Source organism: Candidatus Pelagadaptatus aseana (assembly GCF_040362265.1).
Lineage (GTDB): Bacteria > Pseudomonadota > Gammaproteobacteria > Pseudomonadales > Cellvibrionaceae > Pelagadaptatus > Pelagadaptatus aseana.
In genome coordinates, this window is record NZ_BAABNJ010000007.1 from 74551 (window position 1) to 100830 (window position 26280).

Sequence of the window (26280 nt, forward strand, 5' to 3'; positions counted from 1 at the left end):
CCTAGAACTATGTGTGATTAATGTGTTGCAAGGTGGGATTCATAAATTCTTAAACCGTAGCGACCGACAATAACGGCCTCGTCACATCTGAAACTGCGTCAGGCATTCAGCCCCGCCACATACCCCGACGCCCAGGCCCATTGGAAATTGAAGCCGCCAAGCCAGCCGGTGACGTCCACCACCTCGCCAACAAAAAACAAATTCTGCTGCTGTTTGGCTTCCATGGTTTTGGATGACAGGCCATCGGTATCCACGCCACCCAGTGTGACCTCGGCGGTGCGATAGCCTTCCGTTCCCGCTGGCAGTATCGACCACTGATGAAAATACTCTGCGGCACGTTTCAGATCAGAGGCGGAGTATTGATTCAGCGGGTTGCTGGCAATACCCAGTGCCGCGGTCAGCTCATCACAAAAAACCTGCGCCCACTTTTTGGTGTGCAGTTCCGCCAAAAGAGTGCGCAGTTCGGTTTTGGGCCGCTGTTGTTGTGACGCCAGAAAGTGATCTTCCAGTGCCAGATGGGGTGACCAGTCAATCACTACCGTTTGACCCGGCTGCCAATAGGAGGAAATCTGCAGTACGGCCGGTCCACTGAGACCACGATGGGTAAACAGAATGTTTTCCAGAAACGATTGATCGCCACAGCTGATGCGAACCTCCGCCGAACTGCCTACCAATGACTGCATGGGCTGCAATTGGTCTTTCGACAGGGTAAAAGGCACCAGCCCCGCGGTGCGCGGTTTCAACTGCAGGCCAAATTGCTCCGCCAGCTGATAACCCAGCCCCGTGGCCCCCATGGTAGGTATGGACAAACCACCGGTGGCCACCACCAGCGACCGGCAGACTACCTCGCCCAGGCTGGCATCGACATGGTAACCGGCGTCGGTTGCAGTAACCGACTCAATGGCACAATTGGTGACCACCTGAGCACCGGCCTGATCGCATTCATCGAGCAGCATGGCAACTATGTCACTGGCTTTGTTATCACAAAACAGTTGCCCCAGCTTTTTCTCGTGATAGGGAATCTGATGGCGACACACCATATCGATAAAATCCCACTGGCTGTATTGCGCCAGCGCCGATTTACAAAAATGAGGATTGCTGCTGAGGTAATTTTCCGGCTCGGTGTACATATTGGTGAAGTTACAGCGCCCACCGCCGGACATCAGGATCTTCTTGCCTACCTTGTTGGCGTGATCCAGCACCAGCACCTTGCGTCCGCGTTGACCGGCGGTGATGGCACACATCAGGCCGGCGGCACCGGCACCAATCACAACAACATCGACTTGGTCGGGGAAATATGTCATAAAGCGCACACTCAAAACAAACATCTAAAACGCAGGCCGCAAGCACTATGAGACCAGATTGGGACGACTATTTTATCGAGCTGATGAACACCGTGGCAACGCGCGCTACCTGTGATCGCGGCAAATCCGGCTGCATTATCGTCAAAGACAAACAAATCATCGCCACCGGTTACGTGGGCTCACCCTCAGGCCTGCCCCACTGTGATGACGTCGGCCATCTGATGAAGCAGGTCATCGACGACGATGGCACAGTACGCCAACACTGCATGCGCACCATTCACGCCGAGCAGAACGCCATCTGCCAGGCGGCCAAGCACGGCATCCCACTGGAGGGCAGCACCCTGTACTGCAAAATGGAGCCCTGTCGCGTTTGCGCCATGTTGATCATCAGCTGCGGCATCAAAAAAGTGGTGGCCAAGTCCCGCTACCACGCCGCAGAGGAAACCCGTGAGATGTTTAAAATCGCCGGGGTTGAAATGCGGGTTATCGATGACGCCATCGAAAATTACGACAACCAATAAAGTACTCTGCAATCCCCCCGGTGAGCTAGACTGATTGTAGTCAGCCACTCACAGCCAACAACCATTAAGATCTGGCATGGATCGCAACACCCTGTTTTACAGACTCGCGCCCATGGCCATCAGCCTGATGCTGATGGCCAGCATGGTGCTGTTTTATCTGAGCGAAGGCCCCTTTGTTCAATCCCTGCGCGACCGCCTCGGCTGGGTCATTTACGACCTGCGCATGTCCGCCACCCTGCAAAACCAGCAGATTGATGCCACCAGCTTGCCTGTCACCATTGTTGATATCGACGAAGCTTCGCTGGCAAAACTCGGCCACTGGCCGTGGCCCAAAGATCATCTGACCCAATTGACCGCCGCACTGGTGGATCAGGGTGCCATTCTGGTGGCCTACGATGTGCTGTTTGCCGAGGAGCAAAACCACGCCAGTACTCTGATCCGGGATTACCAAAAACAACACCCGGAACTCAGCCACAATGCGTTTTTTGATGAGATCGATGAGGCACTGGATGGTGAGGGGCGTTTTGCCGACAGCGTAGCAAACAACGAAGTGGTACTGAGCATTGTCTTCAGCCACAGCGGCTTTACCAAAGGCCAACTGGGCGCGCCGTTAACCTATAGCAGCGAGACAGATCAGTTTATCGACACCATGCCGACCATGAGCGGCTACATCACCAACACGCCGAGACTCAGTGCCGCCGCCAATTACACGGGCTTTATCAATGCCCACCCGGACCCGGACGGGATTATGCGGCGCGCCCGACTGGTGCAGCGCTTCGGCGATACCATCTATCCATCACTGTCGTTGAGCAGCAGCATGGCATTTCTGCTGGCCGACGAAGCCACCCTGCACAGCGATCGGATTGGCAACAAACAGTATCTGTCGGCCGTGCAATTGTTTGAACAGATCATCCCGGTGGACAGCAAGGGCGATGTGCTGATCCCGTACCTCGGTCCAGCCTACACCTTTACCTATGTCTCTGCTGTCGATGTCCTCGAAGGCACAGCCGATAGCAGCCTGTTGGAAGGCAAGGTGATTTTGGTGGGCTCCACCGCTTCATCCCTGTCGGACTTTCGGGCCACCCCCACCAATCACCTGTACCCCGGTGTCGAAGCCCACGCCAATGTCATAACCGGGATCATCAACAACCAGTTTTACGCTCAGCCTGACTGGAGCCACGGCATCAACTTTGTATTGATTCTGGTCGGCGGCGGCCTGCTGTCCCTGTTGCTGCCGTTTCTGTCGCCCTTTCGTCAGCTGGCACTGGTGTCGGTACTGATACTGGGCATTGCCGCGTTTGATTACTGGCTTTGGAGCAATGAAAAGTTTGTGATTGAAAGTGTGGTCCCGATCCTGACCCTGCTGCTACTTGGTATCTTCAACATGGCCTACGGGTTTGTCATCAACAGCCGGGACCGATTACAACTGAAGTCCATGTTTGGCCAATATGTGCCCCCCGAGCTGGTGGATCAGATGAGCAAAGATCCGGCGCAGTTCGCCATGGACGGGCAACGCAAAGAGATGAGCGTGCTGTTTGCGGATATCCGCAACTTCACCAGTATCTCCGAAGGGCTGTCTGCAACCGAGCTGAAGCAATGGCTCAACGAATACTTTACCCCCATCACCGAAATCATTTTCCAGAACCAGGGCACCATCGATAAATACGTCGGCGATATGGTGATGGCCTTCTGGGGGGCACCGCTGGACGATCCGGAGCACGCCAGCCACGCCATACTCGCTGCCCAGGCGATGCAGGCAAAAACCCTGGAACTGAACAAGCATTTTAAAGCCACGGACAAACCTCCCGTAGAAATCGGCATTGGCATCAGCAGTGGCGATATGAATGTGGGCAACATGGGATCGCAATACCGACGCTCCTATACGGTGCTGGGTGACACCGTCAATTTGGGATCACGTCTGGAAGGCCTGACAAAATTCTATGGCGCCGCCATCATTGTTTCCAGCCGCACCAAAGCGTTGATCGGGCAGCAGATAAACTTCCGCCATCTCGACCGCGTCAGAGTCAAAGGCAAAGCCAAACCCATTGATATCTTTGAACCCCTGCAACAATTCGATGCCGCCGAACTGGCTGTTTACCACAAGGCATTGGGCTTTTATCTTGAGGGTGATTTTGAAAAATCGCTGCCGGTATTTAAAACACTGAAAGACAACAATCCAGACACCATTCTGTATCGGCTTTATGTGGAACGCTGTGAGTCACTGAAAAAAAATCCCCCAGCCAACTGGCAGGGGGTCTTTATCCATACAACCAAATAAAAAGACAAAGCAAGAGAGGAGAGACAAAACTTACTCGTAGTAACCGACGCCCACTATTTTTCCGGTACCGGTATAGACTTCGTAACTGTTAATCAGGCTCAGGTCGCTGACCGCGGCCGGGTTCTTACCAACAAACTGGGCGTCCATAGTGCCGCTGTAACTGCCCACACTGACAGGCTGTAATTGCATGGTGGTAGCCGGGCCAGCATCAATTGCAACCGGTCCACCGGACAACATCAAATCATAGGTGGTCGAGTTAACCGTCATATTCATGGTCGCAGCGGTAAATTGCTGTGCATTGAAATCCACCGTCAACGACGCAGTATTCATGGTCCCGGCAACACCATTCTGGTCAGTGGGGTTGGTGCCGCCGCTGTAAACAAACGTGGCCGAGCCCGCGCCATTCAGTGCTGCGATATCGGTGTAGTCGGTCAGCTGATCGGAATAGATCACATGAAAATTCTGACCCACCGGATTAAATTCATTGCCGTTCTCGGCAACAATATAATTACCCACCCAGCGGCCCCAGTTGACGTTGACGTTACTGCCACCGGCATTGGTACCCACCACACCCTGATCGGTCAGAGAAGCAAGGTGGGGAGCAAACTGGCACACATTACAACTGCCGCCGGGCTCGTATTCTTCGATGTAGGTGATTTCGTTACCGCCACCGATATACACCTTGTGATTGCCATCGACGATAAAATTGCCCTGTATGGAATCCAATACGCCACCGACGTTCTCGTAAATAGAAGCGATACCATAGGCTGCACCGGCCGCTGCGGGAGAACCGGTTGGGGTGACATCAATTCTTTGCGAGGTGGCGTTACCCGGCAAGGTGCCACTGACCAGACTGCTATCGAGCTCCTCAACCGCCGAGGCACTGCTACCGGCGTTTTCATCGAGACTGCCGGGGCTGGTGTTGACTCCAGTAACCGTCTGCTGCACTTGAGAGTCACTGGTATTGGCTGCCGAATCCGCCGAGTCAGATGCATCGTTTGAAGCTTCACCACGCTCCAGCAGCTGCAGCGGCGGTTCTGCCATCAACATCACCGGTGCTGACGCCGAGGCCATAGAAAAGTATTCACCGGCGGCGATATTGGCCGTACCCTGTTTATTGGTCACCACAATGGCACCTTCTTTAACGCCGCCAACCAGACCACCGTCATCAGTCAATGCCAACTGATAATAGGTGCCGCGAATACCAATGGTTGCCACCGGGGTTTTCATCAGATAATCCTGTTTATCCACCTTGCCAATGGCACCACTGATGGCTTGCAGGCTACCCTTCAAAAGATGATAAACGGCTTTCTCGGCATCACCGCCCAGTTGGTACTGCTCGACCTTAAACAGGCTGGTGGCACCCAGCGATACCATGGAGCCATCGGAAAAACGCAGCTGGGCTTTGGAATCTTCACGAGTAGCAACCGTATCGGTCACAAAAATGGGAGAACGGCGTTTGAGGGTGCGATGCTCACCGGAAGTGTTGACGGCCTCAACCTGGCCAACACTAACAATCACCTTGCCAACACCACTGCTGGCCTGAGCATTCGAAGACACAACTGCCAGCAATATGGCCAGTAAAGCGCTTACCGATGTATTCATGACAACCTCCGGGCAATGGATCAGGTTGGCACAAATATTAACATTGGCCAGTGAGAGAAAACTGTGCAGTGGCGCACAATTCTTCTTTCTGGCCTGTCTCTTATTTCAAAAACGACGCGCCCACAGCCACTCGCCCGGTGCCCGGATCTTTCAATTCGTAAGTGGTGGCTACCCCCACATCGGTCAGACTCACCGGATTTTGTCCTAGCACCGCCGCGTTCATGCGGCCATTATCCAGCTCCAGCTCGGTGGTCAGATCAGTTGAGATGAGCGTGTCATTGACCAGAGCACCGGTGTAAGTCACAGAATCAATCACAAACTGGACATTGGCATCGATAAATTTCATGCCGGCAAAATCGATTTGCACCGACACCGTCGGGGCACTACCAGTAACATTACCAAACTGATCGGTGGGCTTGGGACCACCGACGTAGTTAAAGGTTGCGGTGGTATCCAGCTGGTTCATATCGATGTAGCTGGTCAGTTTGTCGCTGTAGATATAGTGGAAGTTCTGGCCGTTATCGACGTCCAGCTCAACGCCGTTTTCAGCAATTTTAAAATTGCCTTCCCAGCGTCCCCAATTGACGCCAATGGCGGCATCGCCGCCGGTATCCATTAGGGTGGCGGAGCCATAGAAAAACTGACACACATTGCAATTGTCATCCGGATCAACGTCTTTCACTTCGACATAAACCGGGACATTGCCCACGCCACCAATATTGTCGAGCATTACAATGCGATCCGGCCCGGTGCGGAAGACATCCGAACTGCCTTCGGTGACACCGCTGCTGCGCTTTTCAACAAAAGCCAGTCCCAGCATCTCTCCATCCAGCGCTTTATCCGCAGAACCCGGTATTGGATAGTTGATTTTCAGAGAGCCATCACCTCCCGGCAAACCACCGGCATCCTGACCTTCGGCCGCGGCAGTACTGCCCCCGGCATTGGGATCGTAACTGCCGGGATTGGTATCCACGCCCGCAGCCGATTCGGAGGTATCTTCGGTTGTGGTAATGGTGACGGAGCCATCATCCAAGGCCACTTGCTGGGATTCACTGGACGTTGAATCGGCGTCGTTGTTTTCAGCCGTTGAGGACTGGTTATCCGTTGAGGACTCCTGATCCGCTTTTTCAGCGTCTTCGAAAGCCTGAGGCGGCGTCTCGGTGACCGTCGCCGCTTGATTGGCCGAGTCCATCGAAAAATACTGGCCGGGTTTTACCGACACGGATTCACCCGAAGCATTTTCAATAACGATGCCGCCCTCTTTGACGTAGCCCACCATGCCACCGGAAGGCGTCATATACACCTGATAAAACGTGCCGCGAATACCAATGGTGGCCACCGGTGTTTTCAACACGTAATCCTGTTTATCCACCTGACCGATGGCGCCGGTAATGGTTTGCATCCCGCCTTTTAACAGATTGTAAACCGCTCGCTCCCTGTTACCACCAAACTGGTACTCCTCGATTTTGAACAAGCTGTTGGCCGACAGCGCCACCATCGAACCATCGCTGAAGCGCAGCTGCGCCTTGGCTCCTTCATGGGTAGCGACTGCATCGGTCGCAAACAATTGTGAACGCCGCTTGAGCGGACGCACCTGGCCACTGCCGGCAATGGCTTCGACTTTACCGACACTGACGATGACCTTGCCAATACTCTCGGAGGCACTGGCACCGAGAGGTAGACACAAGAGCAACGCAACCAGAAGCGCAACCAACCGATCAGTAATACTCATAGCGCACCCCCAGCTGACCATAGGTTCTGTCGTAGTCGTAGATTTCAATATTGGAATCCTGCTCACGCCATCCGGCAGCCAGACTCAACTGCCAGTGCTCATCCCAGCGCCAGTCGGCTTTCATTTCAAAACTCAGTGAATCATCTTCGCGGGCAGTCAAAAACAGCAAGTCGTCCTCGGCGTATTCACTGTTCAGAAACGCCAGCGTCGAGGTCAGTATCACCTTGGCGTTAAGCGCGGTCTTGTGAGTGAGACTCATACCCCAAAAGTCCTTCTCGGTGGTCGATCGGGTAATTTCATTATCTTCGTTGGGATCGTCCTGCCCGAACGACAAACGAGCCTGAATCAGGCTGGTACCGAACCAAGGTACTTGGCGGTTGTAACCCAAGCTGAGGTTGTATTCTTCGGCGTCCTTATTGTTAAGGTCGTTGTAGATAAAATTCAGATAGCTGGCTCCCAACTGCAAACTGCTCACAGGATTGAGAACATGCATCCAGCTGCCAGCCAGACCATTGAGCTCACGATAACGTCCGCCGTCCACGTGATATTGCTGGTGAATCAGCTGTGCCGACAGGTTATCGTCGTCACTGAGCTTATGAATCACACCGCCCTGAATGGTGTAGGTAAAGGAATCGAAGGGATGACTCTGGTTGACGTTGTGTTCTGCCAGATCAACACGGGAATACAGGGTGGTCTGTTTGTTGATGGGCTTGTAGTAACCAATGCCTGCCAGAGTATCGTTAAACCAGGCACTCTGAGCAGTGCCATCGTCGGTTAACTCCCCCTGCCCCAGCGTCGGACTGTTAAAGGTTTCACTGGCCGGGGCGTAGTTGGCGTTACTGTCATGACCGCCGATCACTTCAAAATAGGCCAGTACCTTGGGTTTGTGCTCGTTCTCCGCCTGTTCAATCAACGCCATAAAAGTATTGATGCGTTCGATCACGCTGGCCGGCGGACTGACATCCAATACAGCCTTAAAATGTCGCTTGGCCAGCGGGTACTGCTTCATCAGGTAATACGCGCGCGCCAGCTCCAGTTTCGCCGCCTGAAAGTTCGGAGCCTGATACAGCACCCGCTCCAGAGCAAAACTGCCCTCGGCCACGTAGCCAGCGTCGATGGCGGCCATGCCGTAGTAGTAATCAAAATCCGGCGTCCCTTCCCAGACATCCAGATTTTTCTGCCCCAGCTCATAAGCCTGCTGCACCTGCCCCTGTGCCAGCAATCCCTTGATTTGTTGCCACACGGCTTGAGCTTCAGATTGCGTTTGAGCAAACCCCGTGGCACATGCCCCCATCAATACCAGTGACGGTAAAAGTCGAACGTATTGCTTCATATAGATCCTTTACAGCGTTCCCATATCCGGCTCGCTGCAAAGGGATCAGCAGCTAGTCGTCTGCAATAATAATAGTCGGCTGTGGTTTATTTTCCGTTTTATTCTCTACCTGATCACGCAATTGTGCGGCGATGGCCAGATAGGCTTTGGCCACCGAAGAATCGGGCTTGGCAGCAACCACCGGTTTACCGGCGTCTCCGCCCTCACGAATCGACAGATCCAGCGGCAAGGCGCCCAACAACGTGGTCTGATATTCACGCGCGATCCGATTGCCACCCTCGGCACCAAAAATATGCTCTTCATGGCCACACTGGCTGCACACATGAACCGCCATATTTTCCACCACTCCCAGTACCGGAACCTTGACCTTGGTAAACATTTCGATGCCTTTTTTGGCATCGAGCAAGGCAATATCCTGCGGGGTCGACACAATTACCGCGCCGGTCAGGGGCACCTTCTGTGACAGGGTCAACTGAATATCACCGGTGCCGGGAGGCATGTCGATCAGCAGGTAATCCAGCTCTGGCCACAGGGTCTGGGTCAGCAATTGCATCAGTGCACCACTGGCCATGGGGCCACGCCACACCATGGGGGTTTTATCCGTGACCAGATTGCCCATGGACAGAGCCACGATGCCCTGCGCCGCAATCGGCTTCATCGCCTTGTTGTCCACCACGTCCGGGCGCAGCGACTCTACCCCCAGCATCATGGGGATGCTCGGGCCGTAGATATCGGCATCCAGCACACCCACGCGGGCCCCCTGTGCCGCTAATGCCAGTGCCATGTTGACGGTGGTGGTGGATTTACCCACACCGCCTTTGCCCGAGGCTACGGCAATCACATGACGAATATTTTGCAAAGGGCTTTCAGCGGATGGGTAAGAATTCTCAGACACGGCGACAGACACTCCATATAGAAACAAACACTACTGCACCCAACAGGCAAAAATGCTATAGTTGCGCGCTTTTTAAACGACCCAAACCTTCTGCAAAAACCGAAGGACTGGCCTTTCTGTAAGAGATCTATAGTAGCATGACGGCTCAAGCGAATACGCAACGAAAAATTCTGGTTACCAGTGCCCTGCCCTACGCCAACGGCTCCATTCATCTGGGCCATCTGGTGGAGTACATCCAAACCGATATCTGGGTACGCTTCCAGAAACAGCGCGGCCACGACTGTACCTACGTCTGCGCCGATGATGCCCATGGCACCGCCATCATGCTCAAGGCCGAACAACTGGGCCTGACCCCGGAGCAGCAGATCGCCAACGTCAAAGCCGAACACGAGCAGGACTTTGCCGATTTCCATGTGGCCTTTGATAACTTTCACTCGACCCATTCGGAAGAAAACCGCGAGCTGTCCGGCCTGATCTACAACCGCTTGAAAGACAATGGCCACATTGTCAGCCGCAACATCACCCAAGCGTTTGATCCGGAGAAAGAACTGTTTCTGGCCGACCGCTACATCAAGGGCACCTGTCCCAAGTGTAAAGCCGAAGACCAGTACGGTGACAACTGCGAAGTCTGTGGCGCCACCTACTCGCCCACCGAGCTGATCAATCCCAAGTCGGCCATCTCCGGCGCCACCCCGATTGAGAAAGAATCCGAGCACTTCTTCTTCAAGCTGCCAGAATTCGAAGCCTTCCTCAAAGACTGGACTCGCGCCGGCCACTTGCAGGACGAAGTGGCCAACAAACTGGCCGAGTGGCTCGACAGCGGCTTGCAGGAATGGGACATCTCCCGCGACGCCCCCTATTTTGGGTTTGAGATCCCGGGCGAGAAAAACAAATACTTCTATGTTTGGCTGGACGCCCCCATCGGTTACATGGCCAGCTTCAAGAATTACCTGAGCAAGCAGGACGGTATCGACGCCGAAGCGGTATTCGACGAATACTGGAAGGCCGATTCCAGCACCGAGCTGTACCACTTTATTGGCAAGGACATCGTCAACTTCCACGCCCTGTTCTGGCCAGCCATGCTCAGCTCCGCCGATTTCCGCACGCCCTCCAAAGTGTGCGTCCACGGTTTCCTGACGGTGAATGGCCAGAAGATGTCCAAGTCCCGCGGTACCTTTATCAATGCCCGCAGCTATCTGGATCACCTCAACCCGGAATACCTGCGCTACTACTTTGCCGCCAAGCTGAGCAGCTCCGTGGACGATCTGGATTTGAACCTCGATGACTTTATCCAGCGCGTCAACAGCGATCTGGTGGGCAAGGTAGTGAACATCGCCAGCCGCACCGCCAAGTTTATTCAAAAGTCCGGCGGCAACTTGTCGGAGAACATTGCCGACGAAGCTCTGTGGCAGCAGTTTGTGGACGCCGGCGAAACCATCGCCGCTCACTACGAAGCCCGCGACTTCGGCAAAGCCATGCGCGAAATCATGGCGCTGGCCGATGCCGCCAACGAATACATCGCCGCCCAGGCTCCCTGGTCACTGGCCAAGCAGGAAGGCACCGAGCAACAGGTGCTGGATATCTGCACGCTGGGCATCAATATGTTCCGCGCCCTGCTGACCTACCTGAAACCGGTGCTGCCGGCGCTCACCGAGCAAGCCGAGGCGTTTCTCAACGAAACCCTGAGCTGGGAAACCAATATCAGCTTCCGCGGCGGTGAGGCCATCAACAAATTCAAGCCGCTGCTGCAGCGCATCGAAAAAGACAAGGTGGACGCCATGGTGGAAGCCAGCAAAGAAGCCCTGGCGGCACAAACCGTTGAGCAACAACCTGCTGACGACAGTGAATTAGCAAAAGAACCACTGGCCGATGAAATCCAGTTTGACGATTTTGCCAAGGTGGATCTGCGCATCGCCCTGATCGCCAAGGCCGAGCACGTGGAAGGCGCCAATAAACTGCTACGCCTGACACTGGATCTGGGCGGCGAAACCCGCAACGTCTTTTCCGGTATCAAGAGCGCTTACCAGCCGGAAGATCTGGAAGGCAAGCTGACTGTGATGGTGGCCAACCTGGCGCCGCGCAAGATGAAGTTTGGTGTCTCCGAGGGCATGGTGCTGGCCGCCGGCCCGGGTAAAAAAGAGATTTATCTGCTGGAACCACACTCAGGTGCCAAGCCGGGTCAGCGGGTGATGTGACATAAGGGCAATGCCCTTATGTCATCCTGAGGAGCCCGCGACGGAGGATCTCTTGTATTACGAGCCAAACCATAGAGATCCTTCCTCCTTTCAGTCGTCAGGATGACAAATAGAGATGACATTATTTGAAAAGCGCCTGACCCTAACCGGAAAAACCGTTAAAACCCACAGAAACCACAAGTTAAACTAATAAGCAGCCACCCAGAAGACTATCAGACACATCCCATGACCGAATTTTTCGTTATTCTGATCAGCACCATACTGGTCAACAACATCGTACTGGTTCAGTTTCTTGGACTCTGCCCGTTTATGGGCGTGTCCAACAAACTGGAAACCGCCATCGGCATGGGCGGCGCCACCACCTTTGTCCTGACTCTGGCCGCCATCAGCGGCTATCTTGTAAACACTTACATACTGGCGCCATTAGGTCTGGAGTACCTGAAGACCATTGCCTTTATTCTGGTAATTGCCGTGGTGGTGCAATTCACCAAGATGTTTATCGAGAAAACCAGCCCGCTGCTGTATCGCGTGCTGGGCGTATTTCTGCCACTGATCACCACCAATTGCGCGGTACTGGGCGTGGCCCTGCAAAACACCGCCAAGGCCCACACCTTTCTGCAATCCAGCCTCTACGGTTTTGGTGCGGCTCTGGGTTTCTCGCTGGTGCTGGTGCTGTTTTCCGCCATGCGCGAGCGTCTCGCAGTCGCTGATGTACCGGTTCCCTTTAAAGGCGCGGCGATCGGCATGATCACCGCCGGCCTGATGTCGCTGGCCTTTATGGGCTTCAGTGGTCTGGTGTAAGGGGCGGTCATGATCGATTTTCTGTTACAACACCCCATTCTCAGCGCCCTGTTTGCGCTGGTGGTTCTGGCACTGGCTTTCGGTGCCCTGCTGGGATTTGCCGCCGTTCAATTCAAGGTCGAGGGCGACCCCATTGTCGAACAGATCGACAACCTGCTACCCCAGACCCAGTGCGGTCAGTGTGGCTACCCCGGCTGCAGCCCCTATGCACAGGCCATCAGCGAAGGCGATGCCATCAATAAATGCCCTCCGGGCGGCCAGTCCACCATCAACGCCATTGCCGACCTGCTGGACGTGGAAGCGCCGACCCTGGATGAAGAACACGGCGAAGAGAGCGACGTTAAAACCGTTGCGGTGATTCGCGAAGACGAGTGCATTGGCTGCACCAAGTGCATTCAGGCCTGCCCCATGGACGCCATTCTCGGCGCCGCCAAGCAAATGCACACCGTAATCGCCGATGAATGCACCGGTTGCGATTTATGTGTAGAGCCCTGCCCGGTGGATTGTATTGATATGATCCCGGTAGAGACCACCGTGACCAGCTGGAAGTGGAACACCCCTCAGCCCAGCCAGATCCAGATCGCCGATCTGATCGCCAGCGACCGTCAGACGTCGATGGAGGGTGCGGCATGAACACCCATCAACACAATCTGATCCCGGTTAAAGAAGTCAAAGTCTGGGATATTCCAGGGGGCGTGCACCCGCCGGAGAACAAGCATCAATCCATGCAGTTGCCACTGGGTGAAATTTCCCTGCCGGCAGAGATGATTCACCCCTTGAGTCAGCATATTGGTGCACCGGCCGAGCCGATTGTTGCCGAGGGCGATCACGTACTGGCAGGCCAGAAGATTGCCGAAGCGGTTGGCCCGTTCAGCGCACCGATTCACGCGTCCACTTCTGGTACTGTAAGCTCCATTACCGAGCGCACTCTGCCCCACCCCTCGGGCATGAGTGGCGAGTGCATTGTCATTACCCCGGACGGCCAGGATCAATTTATCGACTTCAGCGGTACCGAGGATTACCTGTCGCTGAGCCATGATGAACTGGTCGCCAAAATCCGCGACGCGGGCATTGCCGGCATGGGCGGCGCAGGCTTCCCCACCGCCGTCAAACTCAACCCCAAGTCGGTCAATCGCATCGACACCTTGATCATCAACGGCACCGAGTGTGAGCCCTACATCACCGCCGATGACATGCTGATGCAGACTCGTGCCGACGATGTCATCAAGGGCACTCAGTTGCTGGCGCATATCGTTGGTAACCCGGAACGCCTGGTGATCGGCATTGAAGACAACAAGCCCGAGGCCATTAGCGCCGTTCGCCAAGCCGCGCAAGGCACCAATATTGAAGTGGCCGTATTCCCCACCAAGTACCCTTCCGGTGGTGAAAAACAACTGATTCAGATTATTACCGGCCAGGAAGTACCCAGCGGTGACATCCCTGCCAGCATCGGCATTGTGGTGCAAAACGTCGGCACCACAGTGGCCGCCTATGAAGCGGTGCGCTTTGGCAAGCCTCTGATTGAGCGCATCACCACCGTAGTTGGTGAGTCTTTGCAAACCCAGCGCAACATCAAAGTCAGGCTGGGCACCCCCATAAGCCACATTCTGGCCGAGCACGGCTTTAACGAGAAAAAAGCCAGCCGCGTGATTATGGGCGGCCCGATGATGGGTTACACCCTGGCCAACGATCAGGTGCCTGTGGTCAAGACCAGCAACTGTTTGCTGGCCCCCACCAAAAAAGAATTACCCAATCCGGATTTCGCCCAGGCCTGTATTCGCTGTGGCATGTGCGCCGAAGCCTGCCCCGCCGGATTGCTGCCGCAGCAGATGTACTGGTACGCACAGGCCGAGGACTACGATCGATTGCAAGCCCACAATCTGATGGACTGCATCGAGTGCGGCGCCTGCTCCTTTGTCTGCCCCAGCAGCATCCCGCTGGTGCAGTACTACCGCGCCGCCAAAGGTACCATCCGGCAGATGGCGGTTGAGAAAGAAAAATCCGACCGCTCCCGTCAGCGCTTTGAGTTCCGTCAGGAGCGAATTGCCAAGGCCGAGGCCGAGAAGGAAGCCAAGCGTCTGGCCCGCAAGCAGGCCGCCGAAGCGGCCAAGAAGAAGCAGGCCGAAGCCAAGGCTGCCGGCGAGAACAGCACAAACAAAGCCGATGATTTAATCGCCGCCGCACTGGCCCGCACCCAGAGCAAACAATTGTCGCCGGAAGAGCAGAAGGCTCGCCTGGAACGCGGTGTCATCAGCGCCCAGAGCCGGGTGGAAAAGCTGCGCGAGAAACTGCGCGAAGCCGACGAAACCATGGCCGCCAAACTCGCCGCACAGGTTAAGCAGGCCGAGCAGAAGCTGGCCGACGCCGAGAAAAAACTGGCGGACTTTAAACCGGATCAGACCCCTGCTGCGGCCCCAGCGGCTGATGCCGACGATCCCGTTGCCCGCGCCATTGCCAATGCCCAAGCCAAGATGGCCATGGCCCCGGATGAAAAGATCAAAGCCAGCATCGAGTCACTGCACAAGCGCCTGGCCAAAGCCGAAGAAAAACTGGCGGCCGCCAAAGCCAGTGGTGACGCCACCACTGACGCTCTGCAAGCTGGCGCCGACAAGCTGAAAGAAAAGATCGCCACCGCTGAAAAAGAGCTGGCAGAACTTCAAACACAGGCTCCAGCTCAGCCGACAGCTCCTGAGCCACAAGTACAAGATGCCGCTTCGGCCGCCATTGAAAAAGCCAAGGCCAAGGCCGCCGCCATGGCCAATATGAGCGACGACGACAAACTGCGCGCTCAGGTAGAGGCTTTGCAAGGCCGCCTGGAGAAAGCCCAGCAACGCCTGCAAAAAGCCGAGGCCGAAGGCGACGATAATGTCGAAGCCTTCCGCGCCGCCGCTGAAAAGATGCAGGCCAAGCTCGAAGAGGCAAAAGCCAAACTGCCCGCTCAACAAGCAGCCGAATCTGCACCGGAGCCCAAAGCACAGGATGCCGTCCACTCTCCCGAGCAAACCGCCGCAGGCGCCGCCATTGAAAAAGCCAAAGCCAAGGCCGCTGCCATGGCCAATATGAGCGAGGCCGACAAACTCAAAGCACAGGTTGAATCCCTGCAAGGCCGGCTGGAAAAAGCCCAACAACGACTGGCCAAGGCCGAAGCAGAAGGAGACAGCAACGTGGACGCCTTCCGCACCGCCGCCGAGAAACTGCAAACCAAACTTGAAGAAACACAAGCCAATCTGGAACAGGTCTGACGATGGCGTTTAAACAGCTTACATCCCCACACGCTCACGGGGCCAACAAGACCAGCACGGTGATGCTCAAGGTCATTCTGGCCTGCATTCCGGGCCTACTGGCACTGACCTGGTTCTTTGGTCCGGGCAGCATCATCAATGTCCTGCTAGCCTGCTTGACCGCAGTGCTGAGCGAAGCCGCCATCCTGAAATTGCGCGGCCGCCCGGCTGCCTTTTACCTGAAGGATTATAGCGCTCTGGTCACAGGCATACTGCTGGGCATGGCCTTGCCACCCTACTGCCCCTGGTGGCTAGTGGTGGTGGGCACCGCGGTCGCCATTATTCTCGCCAAACAACTCTATGGCGGCATGGGATTTAACCCATTCAACCCGGCGATGGTGGGCTATGTGGTGCTGCTGATTTCCTTCCCGGTGGAAATGACCCGCTGGACTGCACCTGCGCCATTATTAGCCGATGGCCAGTCCCTGATGGGGATTGGCGATGCACTGCAAGTCGTTTTTGCCGGCGCCAGTATCGATGGTTATTCCGGAGCGACCCCACTGGACGCCTTTAAGCAGAACAATGGCCTGATGGTCGAGCAGATTTATCAGGAACACAGCATCTTCTCCGCTGGCAGTTTTGCCGGCGCTGGCTGGGAATGGGTCAATCTGGCTTTTCTACTGGGCGGTCTGTATCTGCTGCAACAACGGATTTTTACCTGGCACACACCGGTCAGCATGCTGCTGACCATCGCCCTGCTGTCAGCCATGTTCTACGACAGCGGCAGCTCTACCAGCGGTGGCTCACCGCTGCTGCACCTGTTCTCCGGCGCCACCATGCTGGGGGCTTTTTTTATCGCTACCGACCCTGTGTCGTCGGCGGTCAGCACCAAAGGCCGGCTGATCTACGGTGCCGGCATTGGCGCACTGGTGTACCTGATCCGGGTCTGGGGCAACTACCCCGACGCCGTCGCCTTCGCGGTGTTGCTGATGAATATCGTTGCACCGTTTATCGACTACTACACCGTGCCGCGCAGCTATGGTCACACCAAAGCCCGCAAAGTCACCGAGAAACCCGAATAAGAGCCTCCGGAATCCACCATGAGCGATCAAGAGACAGACAATCAGGTCAAGCCAACGGCTGAGCCAACCGTGGGCAATTCCATCGCCAAAAACAGCGTATTGTTGGGTGTATTTGCCTTGATTACCGCCGCCCTGCTCTCTGGCACCTACAGCGCCACCGCTGAGCGCATTGCCGCCGCCGAGCGCGCCAATGCCCAGAAAGCCCTGTTGCAGGTAATCCCATTGGATCGCCACAACAACGACCTGCTGGAAACCACCCAGACCATCGATGAAAAATACTGGCAGCCACTGGGCCTGAAACAAGGGGGCAATCTGCACATTGCCCAACAGGACGAAGAATCTGTGGCTGTAATTTATCCTGCCACCGCGCCGGATGGTTACAGCGGTGACATCAAAATGATTGTGGGCATCAACCGCGATGGCACCATTGCCGGCGTGCGTATTTTGAGCCACGCCGAGACACCGGGACTGGGCGACAAGATCGATCTGGCCAAGAGCGACTGGATTCTCGGCTTTAATGGCAAGTCCCTACAGTCGGCCAACTGGGCCGTAAAGAAAGACGGTGGTGAATTCGACGCCTTTGCCGGTGCCACCATCACCCCCCGCGCTGTGGTCAACCAGATCAAGCGCGCCCTTAAGGTCTATCAGGACAGCCTGCCACTGGCCGCTGTCGACACTCAAGAGGCTTCTGAATCATGAGTCAGAACACTTCTCACAACTACCCGGAAATCGCCAAAAACGGCCTCTGGGACAACAACCCCGCACTGGTTCAACTGCTCGGCCTTTGCCCGCTGCTGGCGGTAAGTGGCAGTGTCGTCAACGCTCTGGGCCTAGGTCTGGCGACCATGCTGGTACTGACCGGCTCCAATATCGCCGTCTCCCTGATTCGCAATCACGTCAGCGAAGCTGTCCGCCTGCCCGTGTTCGTGATGATCATCGCCACCTTCACCACCTGCACCGAGCTGTTGATGAAGGCTTTCACTTTCGAGTTGTACCTGATTCTGGGTATCTTTATTCCACTGATCGTTACCAACTGCGCCATCCTTGGTCGCGCCGATGCCTTTGCCAGCAAGAACCCGATTCTGCCCTCGGCTTTCGATGGTTTGATGATGGGCACCGGTTTTGCGCTGGTGCTGGTGGCCGTGGGTGCGGTACGTGAAATTCTCGGCAGCGGCACCCTGTTTGACAATATGCAGCTGCTGTTTGGCCCCGCCGCAGAAAGCTGGAAAATCACCCTGTTTGCCGATTACAAAGGTTTTCTGGTGGCCATCCTGCCACCCGGCGCCTTTATTGTGGTGGGCTTTCTGATTGCCCTGAAGAACATCATCGATCAAAAAATCGAAGAGGCCGAGAAGGCCAAGCGGGTCGAGCCGGTGATTAAGGGCAGTAAGCGGGTGCGGACTACAGGAACGATTACTTAATCGTCATTGCGAGGAGCGTTAGCGCCAAAAGTAGGGCCTACGAAGGCACGCGGCAATCTCTTCAATTACGTGCCGTAACCCAGAGATTGCTTAGTCGTTTCACTCCTCGCAATGACGGGATTTTTTATCATGGCAACTACATCCGGCAATATCACCAAAGTCAGTGACGGCACCGTGGAATTCTCCATGGAGCAGACCACAGCCTGCAGCAGCTGCAAGCTTCGCGCCGGTTGCGGTCAGGGTATGGTGGCCAAATCCACAGAAAGCCGCATGGCAAGAATTCAGGTACCGCTTGAGAATATTGCCGAGGGCTGTCCGATTCAGGAGGGCCCCGCCACACTCGAAGTTGACGACACAGCCATCAGTTTTGGTGTGCTGGTAGGCTACATCATTCCCATTGTGGCACTGGTGCTGGGCGCACTGATTGGTGACCGCATGTTTGCATCCGAACTGGGCGCAATGGCTTCTGCCTTTCTTGGTTTCCTGTTGGGCATGCTCAATATTAAACGCGTAAACGCCAAGCACAAGAACTCCCGCTGGCTCCAACCCCGTATTATTAAGTAGCCCGAACCGGCAAATCACTGTACCCTGCACGCCCTCTGCCACCCTCCTTGTTTCCGGCAGAGCTATGAGGCAACACCATGAGTTTTTCCGATCTGGGGCTATCCCCCGCCATTCTCGACGCCATTGAATACAGCGAACCATCGCCCATTCAGGCCCAAGCCATTCCCGCCGTACTGGAAGGGCGTGACGTTATGGCCGCGGCCCAGACCGGTACCGGCAAAACCGCAGGCTTTACCCTGCCGTTGCTGGAATTACTCAGCAAGGGAGAAAAGGCTCACGGCACTCAGGTGCGAGCACTGGTATTAACCCCTACCCGAGAACTGGCCGCTCAGGTCGGCGACTCCGTAGAAAAGTACGGCGCCAAGCTGCCCCTGAAATCCAACGTGGTGTTTGGCGGCGTCAAGATCAACCCGCAGATGATGAAGCTGCGCAAGGGCTCGGACATTCTGGTGGCCACCCCCGGTCGCCTGCTGGATCTGCACAGCCAGAACGCCGTCAGTTTTAAACATCTGGAAATACTGGTGCTGGACGAAGCCGATCGCATGCTCGACATGGGCTTTATCCGTGACATCAAAAAGATATTGGCTCTGCTTCCTGCCAAACGTCAAAATCTGTTGTTCTCGGCCACCTTCTCAGACGACATCCGCAATCTGGCCAAAGGGCTGGTGCACAATCCAGCCGAGATTTCCGTGACACCACCGAACACCACCGTGAAAGCGGTAGAGCAGTGGCTCTGCCCGGTGGATAAAAACCAAAAGGCCAACGCCCTGATCCACCTGATCAAGCAAAACAACTGGTCTCAGGTTTTGGTATTTACCCGCACCAAGCATGGCGCCAATCGCCTCACTAAAAAGCTGGATTCCGTTGGCATCAGCGCTGCGGCCATTCACGGCAACAAAAGCCAGGGCGCACGCACCCGGGCTCTGGCGGAATTCAAGAGCAATGATATTCAGGTTCTAGTCGCAACCGACATTGCCGCACGAGGTCTCGACATCGATCAACTGCCACAGGTGGTTAACTTCGACCTGCCCAACGTTGCCGAAGACTACGTCCATCGCATTGGTCGCACCGGCCGCGCCGGCGCCACCGGTCAGGCGGTCTCACTGGTGTGCGTGCTGGAAGAAAAAGAATTAAAGAGTATCGAGCGCTTTACCCAGCAGATTATCGAGCGTCGTATCCTGCCGGAGTTTGTGCCGGTGCACGATCTGCCCGAGTCCCGCCCGGAAGATTTGAAACCGCGCAAACCCAAAAAACCGAAAAAACCCAAGCCCCAAAACCAGCAGGCATCACAACCAGCCAAAGATGGCGATGCGCCGGCCAAACGCCGCAGACGCCCTCGCAGAAAACCTCAAGGCGGCGGTCATCAGGATGGCCAGCGTTCGGGGAACAATGCTCGCGGCAACAAACCGACCGGGAAAAATCGCGGGCATATTAATAAAGCGTGATTCTGTTCCCTGCAAAAGTTATGGATATCCTTTCCGGACGGTCACCGAGGACAGGGGCTGGAGACACGCCGTGAACCCATCCTTACTCTGTGCAATATTAGAGTTGGCACAAATTGAGGACGGATGCAGGGTGCGACTTTCTGAGACCGTTTGCAGCATGGATGCTGCAATCGAGCCTACAGGGATGTATTTACGGCGAGTCTCAGAAAGCCGCGCCCTGTAGCCGGCCGGCACTCAGAGAACCTAACCCTCAAAAAGAAAAAAACACGTTTTACAAATTAAAAACCCGCTTCGCATTGCCCGCCAAAAACAACCCCAAAACGTCCTCATCCAAACCCAATTGATCCAGATCTTTTAAACACTGTGCCGGTGTAATCATCGGGTAGTTGGTACCAAACAAAACTTTGTGGCGTCCATGTCCCTTCATAAACTTCACCAGTTCTTCAGGGTAACGATTGGCGGTATAGGCCGAAGTATCGATGTAAACGTTCTCATGTTTGGTTGCCACCGCGATGGCCTCTTCCGTCCACGGGTAACCGATGTGCCCTCCGACAATGGTTAACTCAGGAAAATCCAACGCCACCTGATCGAGATAAAGAGGCCGGCCGGGCTCACTGGGCATCAGCGGGCCCGTGTGACCAATCTGGGTACAGAACGGCACCCCCAAATCCGCACAAGCCGTAAACACCGGATAAAAGCGGCGGTCCGTCGGGGGCAATTCCCACAACCATGGCAGCACACGAATGGCTTTAAAACCCAACTCATTCACGCAGCGGCGGATCTCCTTTACCGCCTGCATCGGTTTGGAAATATCCACAGAGCCAACCCCTACCAGACGATCCGGCGCCTGCGCCACAAACGAGGCCACCTCGTCATTGGAGATCATCACATTGCGCGGGGCAACCCAGGCTGAGATCAAACTTTTATCAACTTTGGCTTGATCCATCAGGGCCACGGTTAACTCCACTGGCACCTCTTCTGTCGGTGCGGGCGTTTTGGTCCAACGCCGCAGGGATTCAAATATGGGATCCTGAATGTGTTTTAACGTCGGGTGCTGTGCCCAGGCATCAATAATCATCTGTCTCGTCTCAACTTGATTTAACGGCTATAATTGCTATCAAATGAATAGCGCTATTAAAAAGATAGCAAAACACCAAAACGCAGGTCAAGATGACGCTCAGCAAAAGCACCAAAAAAGTAATCCAGCCAGGCAACGCCGTTCGCAACTCACAATCAGGCCAGCCGATTATGGTGGCGCTCGACCTGCTTGGCAGACGCTGGGCCCTGAGGATTCTGTGGGAGCTGAGGCATGGCGACACCATGACCTCGCGACAATTGCAGAAAGACTGCGACATCAGCTCCCCCAATGTCCTGACCACACGACTCAGGGAATTGCGGGAAGCCAAAATTGTGGCCAAAGCCGATGGCGGGGGTTATCTGTTGACGGCTGAAGGCAAACAATTGCTGCAAGCTATTGCACCACTGGCTGAATGGGCTGACCGCTGGGCCAGCGATGTGGGGCGCGAAGACCTGACCTGCTACAGCAAAAGCCAGAAATAACCGGGATCAATCCAACAACTGCAAGGGCAAACAGGCGATCTCGCAATCACCGGAGGCCGTGGCCACATAGAGCGAGCTAGCGGAAACCGTCACCGAAAAATCCATGGTTCGCTCGACCATCTCCGCCAGTTGCTGAATCGTCTCCCAGGGAAACTTCCAGACCTCGGTAGCCAAACCCGAGAACGCCCCGGACTCCTGCCCCCACCAGACATCGGTCTTGGCGTTAAAACTGTAGACCTTCACCTGATCGGACAGGCGCGTCGCCTTCTTGATGCGATCGGCACTGGGCTCTCCCACATCCAGCCACAACAGCAATTGATCATCCAGGCTTTTACACCAGACATCCGGCTCGTCCGGGGTACTCAACCCCTTGGTAAAAGCCAACCCCTCCGTGCAGTTGAGGCAGTAAGCCAGCACGCGCGCCATCATCCGCTCGGTATTCTCTGAAGGATGCTGCGCCACGGTCAGATCCAGTGTGTCGTAGACGTGACGATCCAGATCTGACAGCGCAATTTTGAATTTGAAAATGGTGGGCTTTAACGCCATGGTATCAATCCAGCCCCTCGTAAATCAGACCAACCCAGACATCGCTGTTGAACATGGCTTTACCCCAGCTATCGTCGAGATCCGCCAGAGGTTTGGCCGCCAAGGCCTGAGTCAGGGTTTTTCCGGATTGCTTTAATGCCGCCAGACGCTCATAAGCGGTTGTCAGCATGGCACGGTAGCGTTCCAGATCGGCTCTGTTCGCCAAGGGCCCATGACCTGGAATGATTTTGGTATCGGCATCAACGTGGGACAGAATCACATCAACCCCGGCAATAGCACCTTTCAGGGTGCCACCGTGACGAACATCGATAAAAGGATAAAAACCGTTGAAGAAAATATCCCCGGTGTGGATCACATTGGCGTTCATAAATTTGATAAAAGAATCACCATCGGTGTGAGCATTGGGCACGTGATAAGCGCGCACATGGTCGCCGTTGATGTGCAGACCCAACTCATGATCAAAGGTCACCACGGGTAATGACACTTTGCTGCCCGGGGCCACGGTCATTTTAAACGTCGGAATTTGATAGCCCTCGGCCAGACGCTCGCGCACCTTGTCGTGCGCCATAATCAATGCCCCTTGCTCACCCAGGTTTTCATTGCCACCGGTGTGATCACCGTGAAAGTGGGTATTAATCAAAAAGGTCGGCGCATCACCATCCACCGAGCGAATCGCTTTAAGAATTTCCGGTGTCGAGGGTGCGTACTGATCATCGATGGCAAAGGTGCCATCCGGGCCGGTCATCACACCGATATTGCCACCCTTGCCGACCAGCATAAAAATATTCTCGGTCACCGGTTTTACCGAGACGCCGTGATTATCCGCATGGGCCAATGGCATCAACGCTGCCATCAGCATCAACCCAAAACGTTTTATGATTGTGCTCATTGTTCCTTCCCTTCTTTGGTTTTATTCAAGAATCATGTTGATTAATTGTTGCAGGCTTTCCCGGGGATTATCCCGCTGGGTGTAGTAACTGGCGTGCGTCTTAGCATCGGCTTGCGGAGACAGTGAAATGCCCCACAGCGGTTTGATTTCATTGGGCAATAAAGAATAGCGGACATCGACAATCCTGTAAGGATCATTGGGATCAATAGCAATATAGCCAGAGGAAAACCAATCAAACCGCTGAATATCCCGAGCCTGCTGTGATCCTCGATCCAACCAGGGCAGATCGCGCTCCAGTTCCACTTTTTTTACCCTGTCGCCCTGCCAAACCCGGTTATTCGTGATGCCGGGTTTAACTGCATCCACATAAAAGTAGTCCGGGGTTTCATAAACAATTTTCCAGACGACCAGATTGGAGAAGCTTGGTTTCGCTCCGATCCGCAACACCTGATGGCCTCGCTCTGCGGCAATGTCCGCCCCCATCTGCACGGCGCGCTCGTGCTGAATAAAGCCAATAGTCAGGTAACACGCCCCCCAGGCAATACCGGCCAGCAGATAACCCCGCTGCTTTTGCCAGGCACACAGCCACACCATGGCAAGAATCGGCAAAGTGAAGGCGAGATCCACCACAGAAATCAGATCCCAGGCGAAACGATGATTCGTCAACGGCCACAACAACTGGGTACCGTAGGTGGTACAGCCATCCAGCAAACCGTGAGTGGCGTAGCCAATCAGACTCCATACGTAAATCTGGGTAAAACCCAGTTGCCAGCGCTTGGCCAGCAAGCCATAAAACACCAGAGCACATAACAGCGCCCCAAACGGAATAAAGAGCAGGGAGTGGGTAAAGTGGCGATGAAATTCCAGGGCAAACAGCGGATCAGTGGTTGACCGAATCAGTACATCAAGGTCCGGCGCCATACCGGCCATGGCGCCAATGACCGCCGCCTTGGCAAGGGTTTTTGTCGAGCCGCGAGTCTGAGCAAAGGCGGCACCGATAGCGCCCTGGGTTGCAGGATCCATAGAGTTGCTTCCAACGGGGTTATTTGCCAACTCATACTACGCCAATCCCACCTACCCCAAAACAACTTCATTGAAAACCTGACTTTCCGTAGCCGTCCAGCGACTTCACGCCATTTCTCAACAATGCCTCCATTAACTTTCTTAATAAAACTGACGAGTATGACTTAGGTCAAATTTTGCCAACATAAATAGCTTGTTAAAAGCAGACCTTTCGATTTATTGTAGCTTGCACTATTAGACCAATAAAAATAAACTCAAAACCATAAAGCAATAACCAACTGGATCAGGAGCCCTGACATGCAACACAAGTTTGCCCCGGACGACGCCCCCTTTGGCCACGACCACGGCCCACTACTGACCGGCCCATTCGCCCCAATCACCGACGAACTGGTACTGGAAGACCTGCCCGTGGAAGGCGAAATCCCTCGAGACCTGAATGGTGTCTATCTGCGCAATGGCCCAAACCAACAGTTTGAACCCAAGGGCACCCATCACTACTTTGACGGCGAGGGCATGTTGCACTCCGGCCTGTTCCGCAATGGCACATTCACCTACCGCAACCGCTGGACCCGCACCGAGGGTTGGAAAAATAACGATGCCGCGGGCGAAGAACTCTACTGGGGCGTCATGAACTCGGTTAAAGGCAGCCAAGACAAACCCATGAACGATGCCGCCAATACCGACGTGGTTGGCCACGGTGGAAAAGCGGTGGTGAGCTGGTATCTGGCGGGCATTCCCTATCTGATCGACCCGGTGACACTGGACACCCTCAAAGCCGCACCGGAATACGTCAGCGGTCCGGGCAAGGGCATGTCGGCACACTTCAAGGTGGACGAGCACACCGGCGACCTGTTGTTTTTTGACTACTTCACCGAAAAGCCCCACATGAGTTATGGCGTGGTCAGTGCCGAAGGCAAACTGACCCACCACGTGCCCATAGAATTGCCGGGCGACCGACTGATGCACGATATGGGTATCACAGAAAACTACTCAATCCTGCACGACGTGCCGGTCTACCACGACGAAGAGGCTCTAAAAGCCGGCCGCCATAAAATCCGGTTTGATGCCTCGCTGCCCATTCGCTTTGGGGTCATACCCCGCTTTGGCGCCCCGGATACGATTCGCTGGTTCGACTTTTCCTCCTGCTTTCTCTATCACGTGGTTAACTGCTGGGAAGACGGTGATGAAGTGGTCATGATTGCCTGTCGCTATATGCCGGCCAAAAAATCCGATGGCAGCATCGATGAAGAGCGCACCGCAAAAATGATTGGCAGCCTGCAAATGGACGCCCGTCTATGGCGCTATCGCATGAACATGAAAACCGGTGAAGCCATCGAGGAATGCCTGAACGCCGACCACAACGTCGAGTTCCCCACATACAACAGTCTGGACACCGGCCGCTACACCCAGTGGGCCTATCTGGTGGATCACGATCCTAAAATGCTGCGCTGGACCGGCATCCGCAAAATGAACACCGACACTGGGGCCAGCGTTGGCGAATGGAGCGACGGCCACGATGACTGCTGGTACAGCGAACCCTGATTTGCCCCGGCGGACAATCCTCAAAGTGAAGACCACGGTTACGTGGTGACCTTCTGCTGGAACGCCAAAACCAAGGTTCAGCAACTGCAGGTATTTGATGCGCTGGACATCAGCAAGGGACCGGTAACGCGCATCACACTGCCGCGTCGGGTACCGCCGGGCTTTCACGCCTGCTGGATGAAGGCCAGCCAAATTGACAATTGGAACGACTGATTAAGTCAGAGGAAAAAGAACAGGGCAATCTGTGATTGGCAGATTGCCCTGTTTTATCGAGAAGACAGGAAGCTAACTTGGTGTCTTTTGTGTCATAGTTTGATTCATAT

At 55.0% G+C, this 26280-nt stretch carries 21 protein-coding genes and 1 pseudogene; 13 read left to right on the forward strand and 9 right to left on the reverse strand.

Annotated elements, in window-relative coordinates; genetic code table 11:
- Positions 1-98: 98 nt before the first annotated feature.
- Positions 99-1304, reverse strand: a complete 1206-nt coding sequence (locus ACPXV9_RS11755) for an NAD(P)/FAD-dependent oxidoreductase (RefSeq protein WP_423897255.1) — start codon at positions 1302-1304, stop codon at positions 99-101.
- A gap of 47 nt (positions 1305-1351) precedes the next feature.
- Between ACPXV9_RS11755 and ACPXV9_RS11760 the strand changes: the two genes are divergently transcribed.
- On the forward strand, positions 1352-1825 hold the full coding sequence (locus ACPXV9_RS11760) for a deoxycytidylate deaminase (RefSeq protein WP_423897258.1): 474 nt from the start codon (positions 1352-1354) through the stop codon (positions 1823-1825).
- 76 nt (positions 1826-1901) lie between these two features.
- Positions 1902-4103 (forward strand): CHASE2 domain-containing protein, encoded by a 2202-nt coding sequence (locus ACPXV9_RS11765; protein WP_423897260.1) that lies wholly within the window; start codon positions 1902-1904, stop codon positions 4101-4103.
- A gap of 30 nt (positions 4104-4133) precedes the next feature.
- Here the strand turns inward: ACPXV9_RS11765 and ACPXV9_RS11770 are convergent, their stop codons facing one another.
- From ACPXV9_RS11770 to apbC, 4 genes are all read right to left on the reverse strand, one after another.
- The gene (locus tag ACPXV9_RS11770) at positions 4134-5708 is read right to left on the reverse strand and encodes a FecR family protein (protein ID WP_423897263.1); all 1575 of its coding nucleotides are present in this window, start codon (positions 5706-5708) and stop codon (positions 4134-4136) included.
- Positions 5709-5808: 100 nt separating this feature from the next.
- Positions 5809-7440, reverse strand: a complete 1632-nt coding sequence (locus ACPXV9_RS11775) for a FecR family protein (protein WP_423897266.1) — start codon at positions 7438-7440, stop codon at positions 5809-5811.
- Complete coding sequence (locus ACPXV9_RS11780) at positions 7427-8773, reverse strand: hypothetical protein (RefSeq protein WP_423897268.1); 1347 nt, start codon at positions 8771-8773, stop codon at positions 7427-7429. Before ACPXV9_RS11780 ends, ACPXV9_RS11775 begins: the two co-directional genes overlap by 14 nt.
- 52 nt (positions 8774-8825) lie before the next feature.
- Positions 8826-9668, reverse strand: a complete 843-nt coding sequence (apbC, locus tag ACPXV9_RS11785; RefSeq protein WP_423897271.1) for an iron-sulfur cluster carrier protein ApbC — start codon at positions 9666-9668, stop codon at positions 8826-8828.
- A gap of 137 nt (positions 9669-9805) precedes the next feature.
- Here apbC and metG point away from each other — a divergent pair, with 137 nt between their 5' ends.
- The 9 genes from metG to ACPXV9_RS11830 all read left to right on the forward strand — a co-directional run bounded on the left by metG (position 9806) and on the right by ACPXV9_RS11830 (position 20397).
- Positions 9806-11863 carry a methionine--tRNA ligase gene (metG, locus tag ACPXV9_RS11790; RefSeq protein ID WP_423897274.1) on the forward strand — a complete coding sequence of 686 codons (2058 nt, stop codon included), beginning with the start codon at positions 9806-9808 and terminating at the stop codon, positions 11861-11863.
- A gap of 225 nt (positions 11864-12088) precedes the next feature.
- Positions 12089-12664, forward strand: coding sequence for an electron transport complex subunit RsxA (rsxA, locus tag ACPXV9_RS11795; RefSeq protein ID WP_423897275.1), 576 nt, complete (start codon positions 12089-12091; stop codon positions 12662-12664).
- A 9-nt stretch (positions 12665-12673) separates the two neighbouring features.
- On the forward strand, positions 12674-13297 hold the full coding sequence (rsxB, locus tag ACPXV9_RS11800; RefSeq protein ID WP_423897278.1) for an electron transport complex subunit RsxB: 624 nt from the start codon (positions 12674-12676) through the stop codon (positions 13295-13297).
- A complete protein-coding gene (gene rsxC, locus ACPXV9_RS11805; RefSeq protein ID WP_423897280.1) occupies positions 13294-15906 on the forward strand; it encodes an electron transport complex subunit RsxC in 2613 nt (870 codons plus the stop codon). Before rsxB ends, rsxC begins: the two co-directional genes overlap by 4 nt.
- Before the next feature lie 2 nt (positions 15907-15908).
- The gene (gene rsxD, locus ACPXV9_RS11810; protein WP_423897283.1) at positions 15909-16967 is read left to right on the forward strand and encodes an electron transport complex subunit RsxD; all 1059 of its coding nucleotides are present in this window, start codon (positions 15909-15911) and stop codon (positions 16965-16967) included.
- Positions 16968-16985: 18 nt separating this feature from the next.
- A complete protein-coding gene (gene rsxG / locus ACPXV9_RS11815) occupies positions 16986-17666 on the forward strand; it encodes an electron transport complex subunit RsxG (RefSeq protein ID WP_423897286.1) in 681 nt (226 codons plus the stop codon).
- The gene (locus ACPXV9_RS11820) at positions 17663-18388 is read left to right on the forward strand and encodes an electron transport complex subunit E (RefSeq protein ID WP_423897289.1); all 726 of its coding nucleotides are present in this window, start codon (positions 17663-17665) and stop codon (positions 18386-18388) included. The genes rsxG and ACPXV9_RS11820 overlap by 4 nt, the downstream gene beginning before the upstream one ends.
- A 129-nt stretch (positions 18389-18517) precedes the next feature.
- Positions 18518-18952: a SoxR reducing system RseC family protein gene (locus ACPXV9_RS11825; RefSeq protein ID WP_423897292.1), complete on the forward strand. Its 435-nt coding sequence runs from the start codon at positions 18518-18520 to the stop codon at positions 18950-18952.
- A gap of 77 nt (positions 18953-19029) precedes the next feature.
- Positions 19030-20397, forward strand: coding sequence for a DEAD/DEAH box helicase (locus tag ACPXV9_RS11830; protein WP_423897294.1), 1368 nt, complete (start codon positions 19030-19032; stop codon positions 20395-20397).
- Between the two features lie 271 nt (positions 20398-20668).
- Here the strand turns inward: ACPXV9_RS11830 and ACPXV9_RS11835 are convergent, their stop codons facing one another.
- A complete protein-coding gene (locus tag ACPXV9_RS11835) occupies positions 20669-21475 on the reverse strand; it encodes an amidohydrolase family protein (RefSeq protein WP_423897296.1) in 807 nt (268 codons plus the stop codon).
- A 92-nt stretch (positions 21476-21567) separates the two neighbouring features.
- Here ACPXV9_RS11835 and ACPXV9_RS11840 point away from each other — a divergent pair, with 92 nt between their 5' ends.
- Positions 21568-21957 carry a winged helix-turn-helix transcriptional regulator gene (locus ACPXV9_RS11840; protein WP_423897298.1) on the forward strand — a complete coding sequence of 130 codons (390 nt, stop codon included), beginning with the start codon at positions 21568-21570 and terminating at the stop codon, positions 21955-21957.
- A gap of 6 nt (positions 21958-21963) precedes the next feature.
- Here the strand turns inward: ACPXV9_RS11840 and ACPXV9_RS11845 are convergent, their stop codons facing one another.
- Genes ACPXV9_RS11845 through ACPXV9_RS11855 form a run of 3 tightly spaced genes read right to left on the reverse strand, consistent with a single transcriptional unit; the run spans position 21964 to position 24415 of the window.
- The gene (locus ACPXV9_RS11845) at positions 21964-22503 is read right to left on the reverse strand and encodes a YaeQ family protein (RefSeq protein ID WP_423897299.1); all 540 of its coding nucleotides are present in this window, start codon (positions 22501-22503) and stop codon (positions 21964-21966) included.
- Between the two features lie 4 nt (positions 22504-22507).
- Positions 22508-23392, reverse strand: a complete 885-nt coding sequence (locus ACPXV9_RS11850; RefSeq protein ID WP_423897301.1) for an MBL fold metallo-hydrolase — start codon at positions 23390-23392, stop codon at positions 22508-22510.
- A gap of 21 nt (positions 23393-23413) precedes the next feature.
- A complete protein-coding gene (locus ACPXV9_RS11855) occupies positions 23414-24415 on the reverse strand; it encodes a metal-dependent hydrolase (protein ID WP_423897302.1) in 1002 nt (333 codons plus the stop codon).
- Between the two features lie 297 nt (positions 24416-24712).
- Here ACPXV9_RS11855 and ACPXV9_RS11860 point away from each other — a divergent pair.
- Positions 24713-26170, forward strand: a pseudogene (locus ACPXV9_RS11860) (carotenoid oxygenase family protein).
- Positions 26171-26280 lie beyond the last annotated feature (110 nt).

What these genes read in the sequence shown, in the direction of transcription:
- ACPXV9_RS11755 (WP_423897255.1), bottom strand. Translation starts at nt 1,304, where the DNA reads ATGACATATTTCCCCGACCAAGTCGATGTTGTTGTGATTGGTGCCGGT.
- ACPXV9_RS11760 (WP_423897258.1), top strand. Translation starts at nt 1,352, where the DNA reads ATGAGACCAGATTGGGACGACTATTTTATCGAGCTGATGAACACCGTG.
- ACPXV9_RS11765 (WP_423897260.1), top strand. Translation starts at nt 1,902, where the DNA reads ATGGATCGCAACACCCTGTTTTACAGACTCGCGCCCATGGCCATCAGC.
- ACPXV9_RS11770 (WP_423897263.1), bottom strand. Translation starts at nt 5,708, where the DNA reads ATGAATACATCGGTAAGCGCTTTACTGGCCATATTGCTGGCAGTTGTG.
- ACPXV9_RS11775 (WP_423897266.1), bottom strand. Translation starts at nt 7,440, where the DNA reads ATGAGTATTACTGATCGGTTGGTTGCGCTTCTGGTTGCGTTGCTCTTG.
- ACPXV9_RS11780 (WP_423897268.1), bottom strand. Translation starts at nt 8,773, where the DNA reads ATGAAGCAATACGTTCGACTTTTACCGTCACTGGTATTGATGGGGGCA.
- metG (WP_423897274.1), top strand. Translation starts at nt 9,806, where the DNA reads ATGACGGCTCAAGCGAATACGCAACGAAAAATTCTGGTTACCAGTGCC.
- rsxA (WP_423897275.1), top strand. Translation starts at nt 12,089, where the DNA reads ATGACCGAATTTTTCGTTATTCTGATCAGCACCATACTGGTCAACAAC.
- rsxB (WP_423897278.1), top strand. Translation starts at nt 12,674, where the DNA reads ATGATCGATTTTCTGTTACAACACCCCATTCTCAGCGCCCTGTTTGCG.
- rsxC (WP_423897280.1), top strand. Translation starts at nt 13,294, where the DNA reads ATGAACACCCATCAACACAATCTGATCCCGGTTAAAGAAGTCAAAGTC.
- rsxD (WP_423897283.1), top strand. Translation starts at nt 15,909, where the DNA reads ATGGCGTTTAAACAGCTTACATCCCCACACGCTCACGGGGCCAACAAG.
- rsxG (WP_423897286.1), top strand. Translation starts at nt 16,986, where the DNA reads ATGAGCGATCAAGAGACAGACAATCAGGTCAAGCCAACGGCTGAGCCA.
- ACPXV9_RS11820 (WP_423897289.1), top strand. Translation starts at nt 17,663, where the DNA reads ATGAGTCAGAACACTTCTCACAACTACCCGGAAATCGCCAAAAACGGC.
- ACPXV9_RS11825 (WP_423897292.1), top strand. Translation starts at nt 18,518, where the DNA reads ATGGCAACTACATCCGGCAATATCACCAAAGTCAGTGACGGCACCGTG.
- ACPXV9_RS11830 (WP_423897294.1), top strand. Translation starts at nt 19,030, where the DNA reads ATGAGTTTTTCCGATCTGGGGCTATCCCCCGCCATTCTCGACGCCATT.
- ACPXV9_RS11835 (WP_423897296.1), bottom strand. Translation starts at nt 21,475, where the DNA reads ATGATTATTGATGCCTGGGCACAGCACCCGACGTTAAAACACATTCAG.
- ACPXV9_RS11840 (WP_423897298.1), top strand. Translation starts at nt 21,568, where the DNA reads ATGACGCTCAGCAAAAGCACCAAAAAAGTAATCCAGCCAGGCAACGCC.
- ACPXV9_RS11845 (WP_423897299.1), bottom strand. Translation starts at nt 22,503, where the DNA reads ATGGCGTTAAAGCCCACCATTTTCAAATTCAAAATTGCGCTGTCAGAT.
- ACPXV9_RS11850 (WP_423897301.1), bottom strand. Translation starts at nt 23,392, where the DNA reads ATGAGCACAATCATAAAACGTTTTGGGTTGATGCTGATGGCAGCGTTG.
- ACPXV9_RS11855 (WP_423897302.1), bottom strand. Translation starts at nt 24,415, where the DNA reads ATGGATCCTGCAACCCAGGGCGCTATCGGTGCCGCCTTTGCTCAGACT.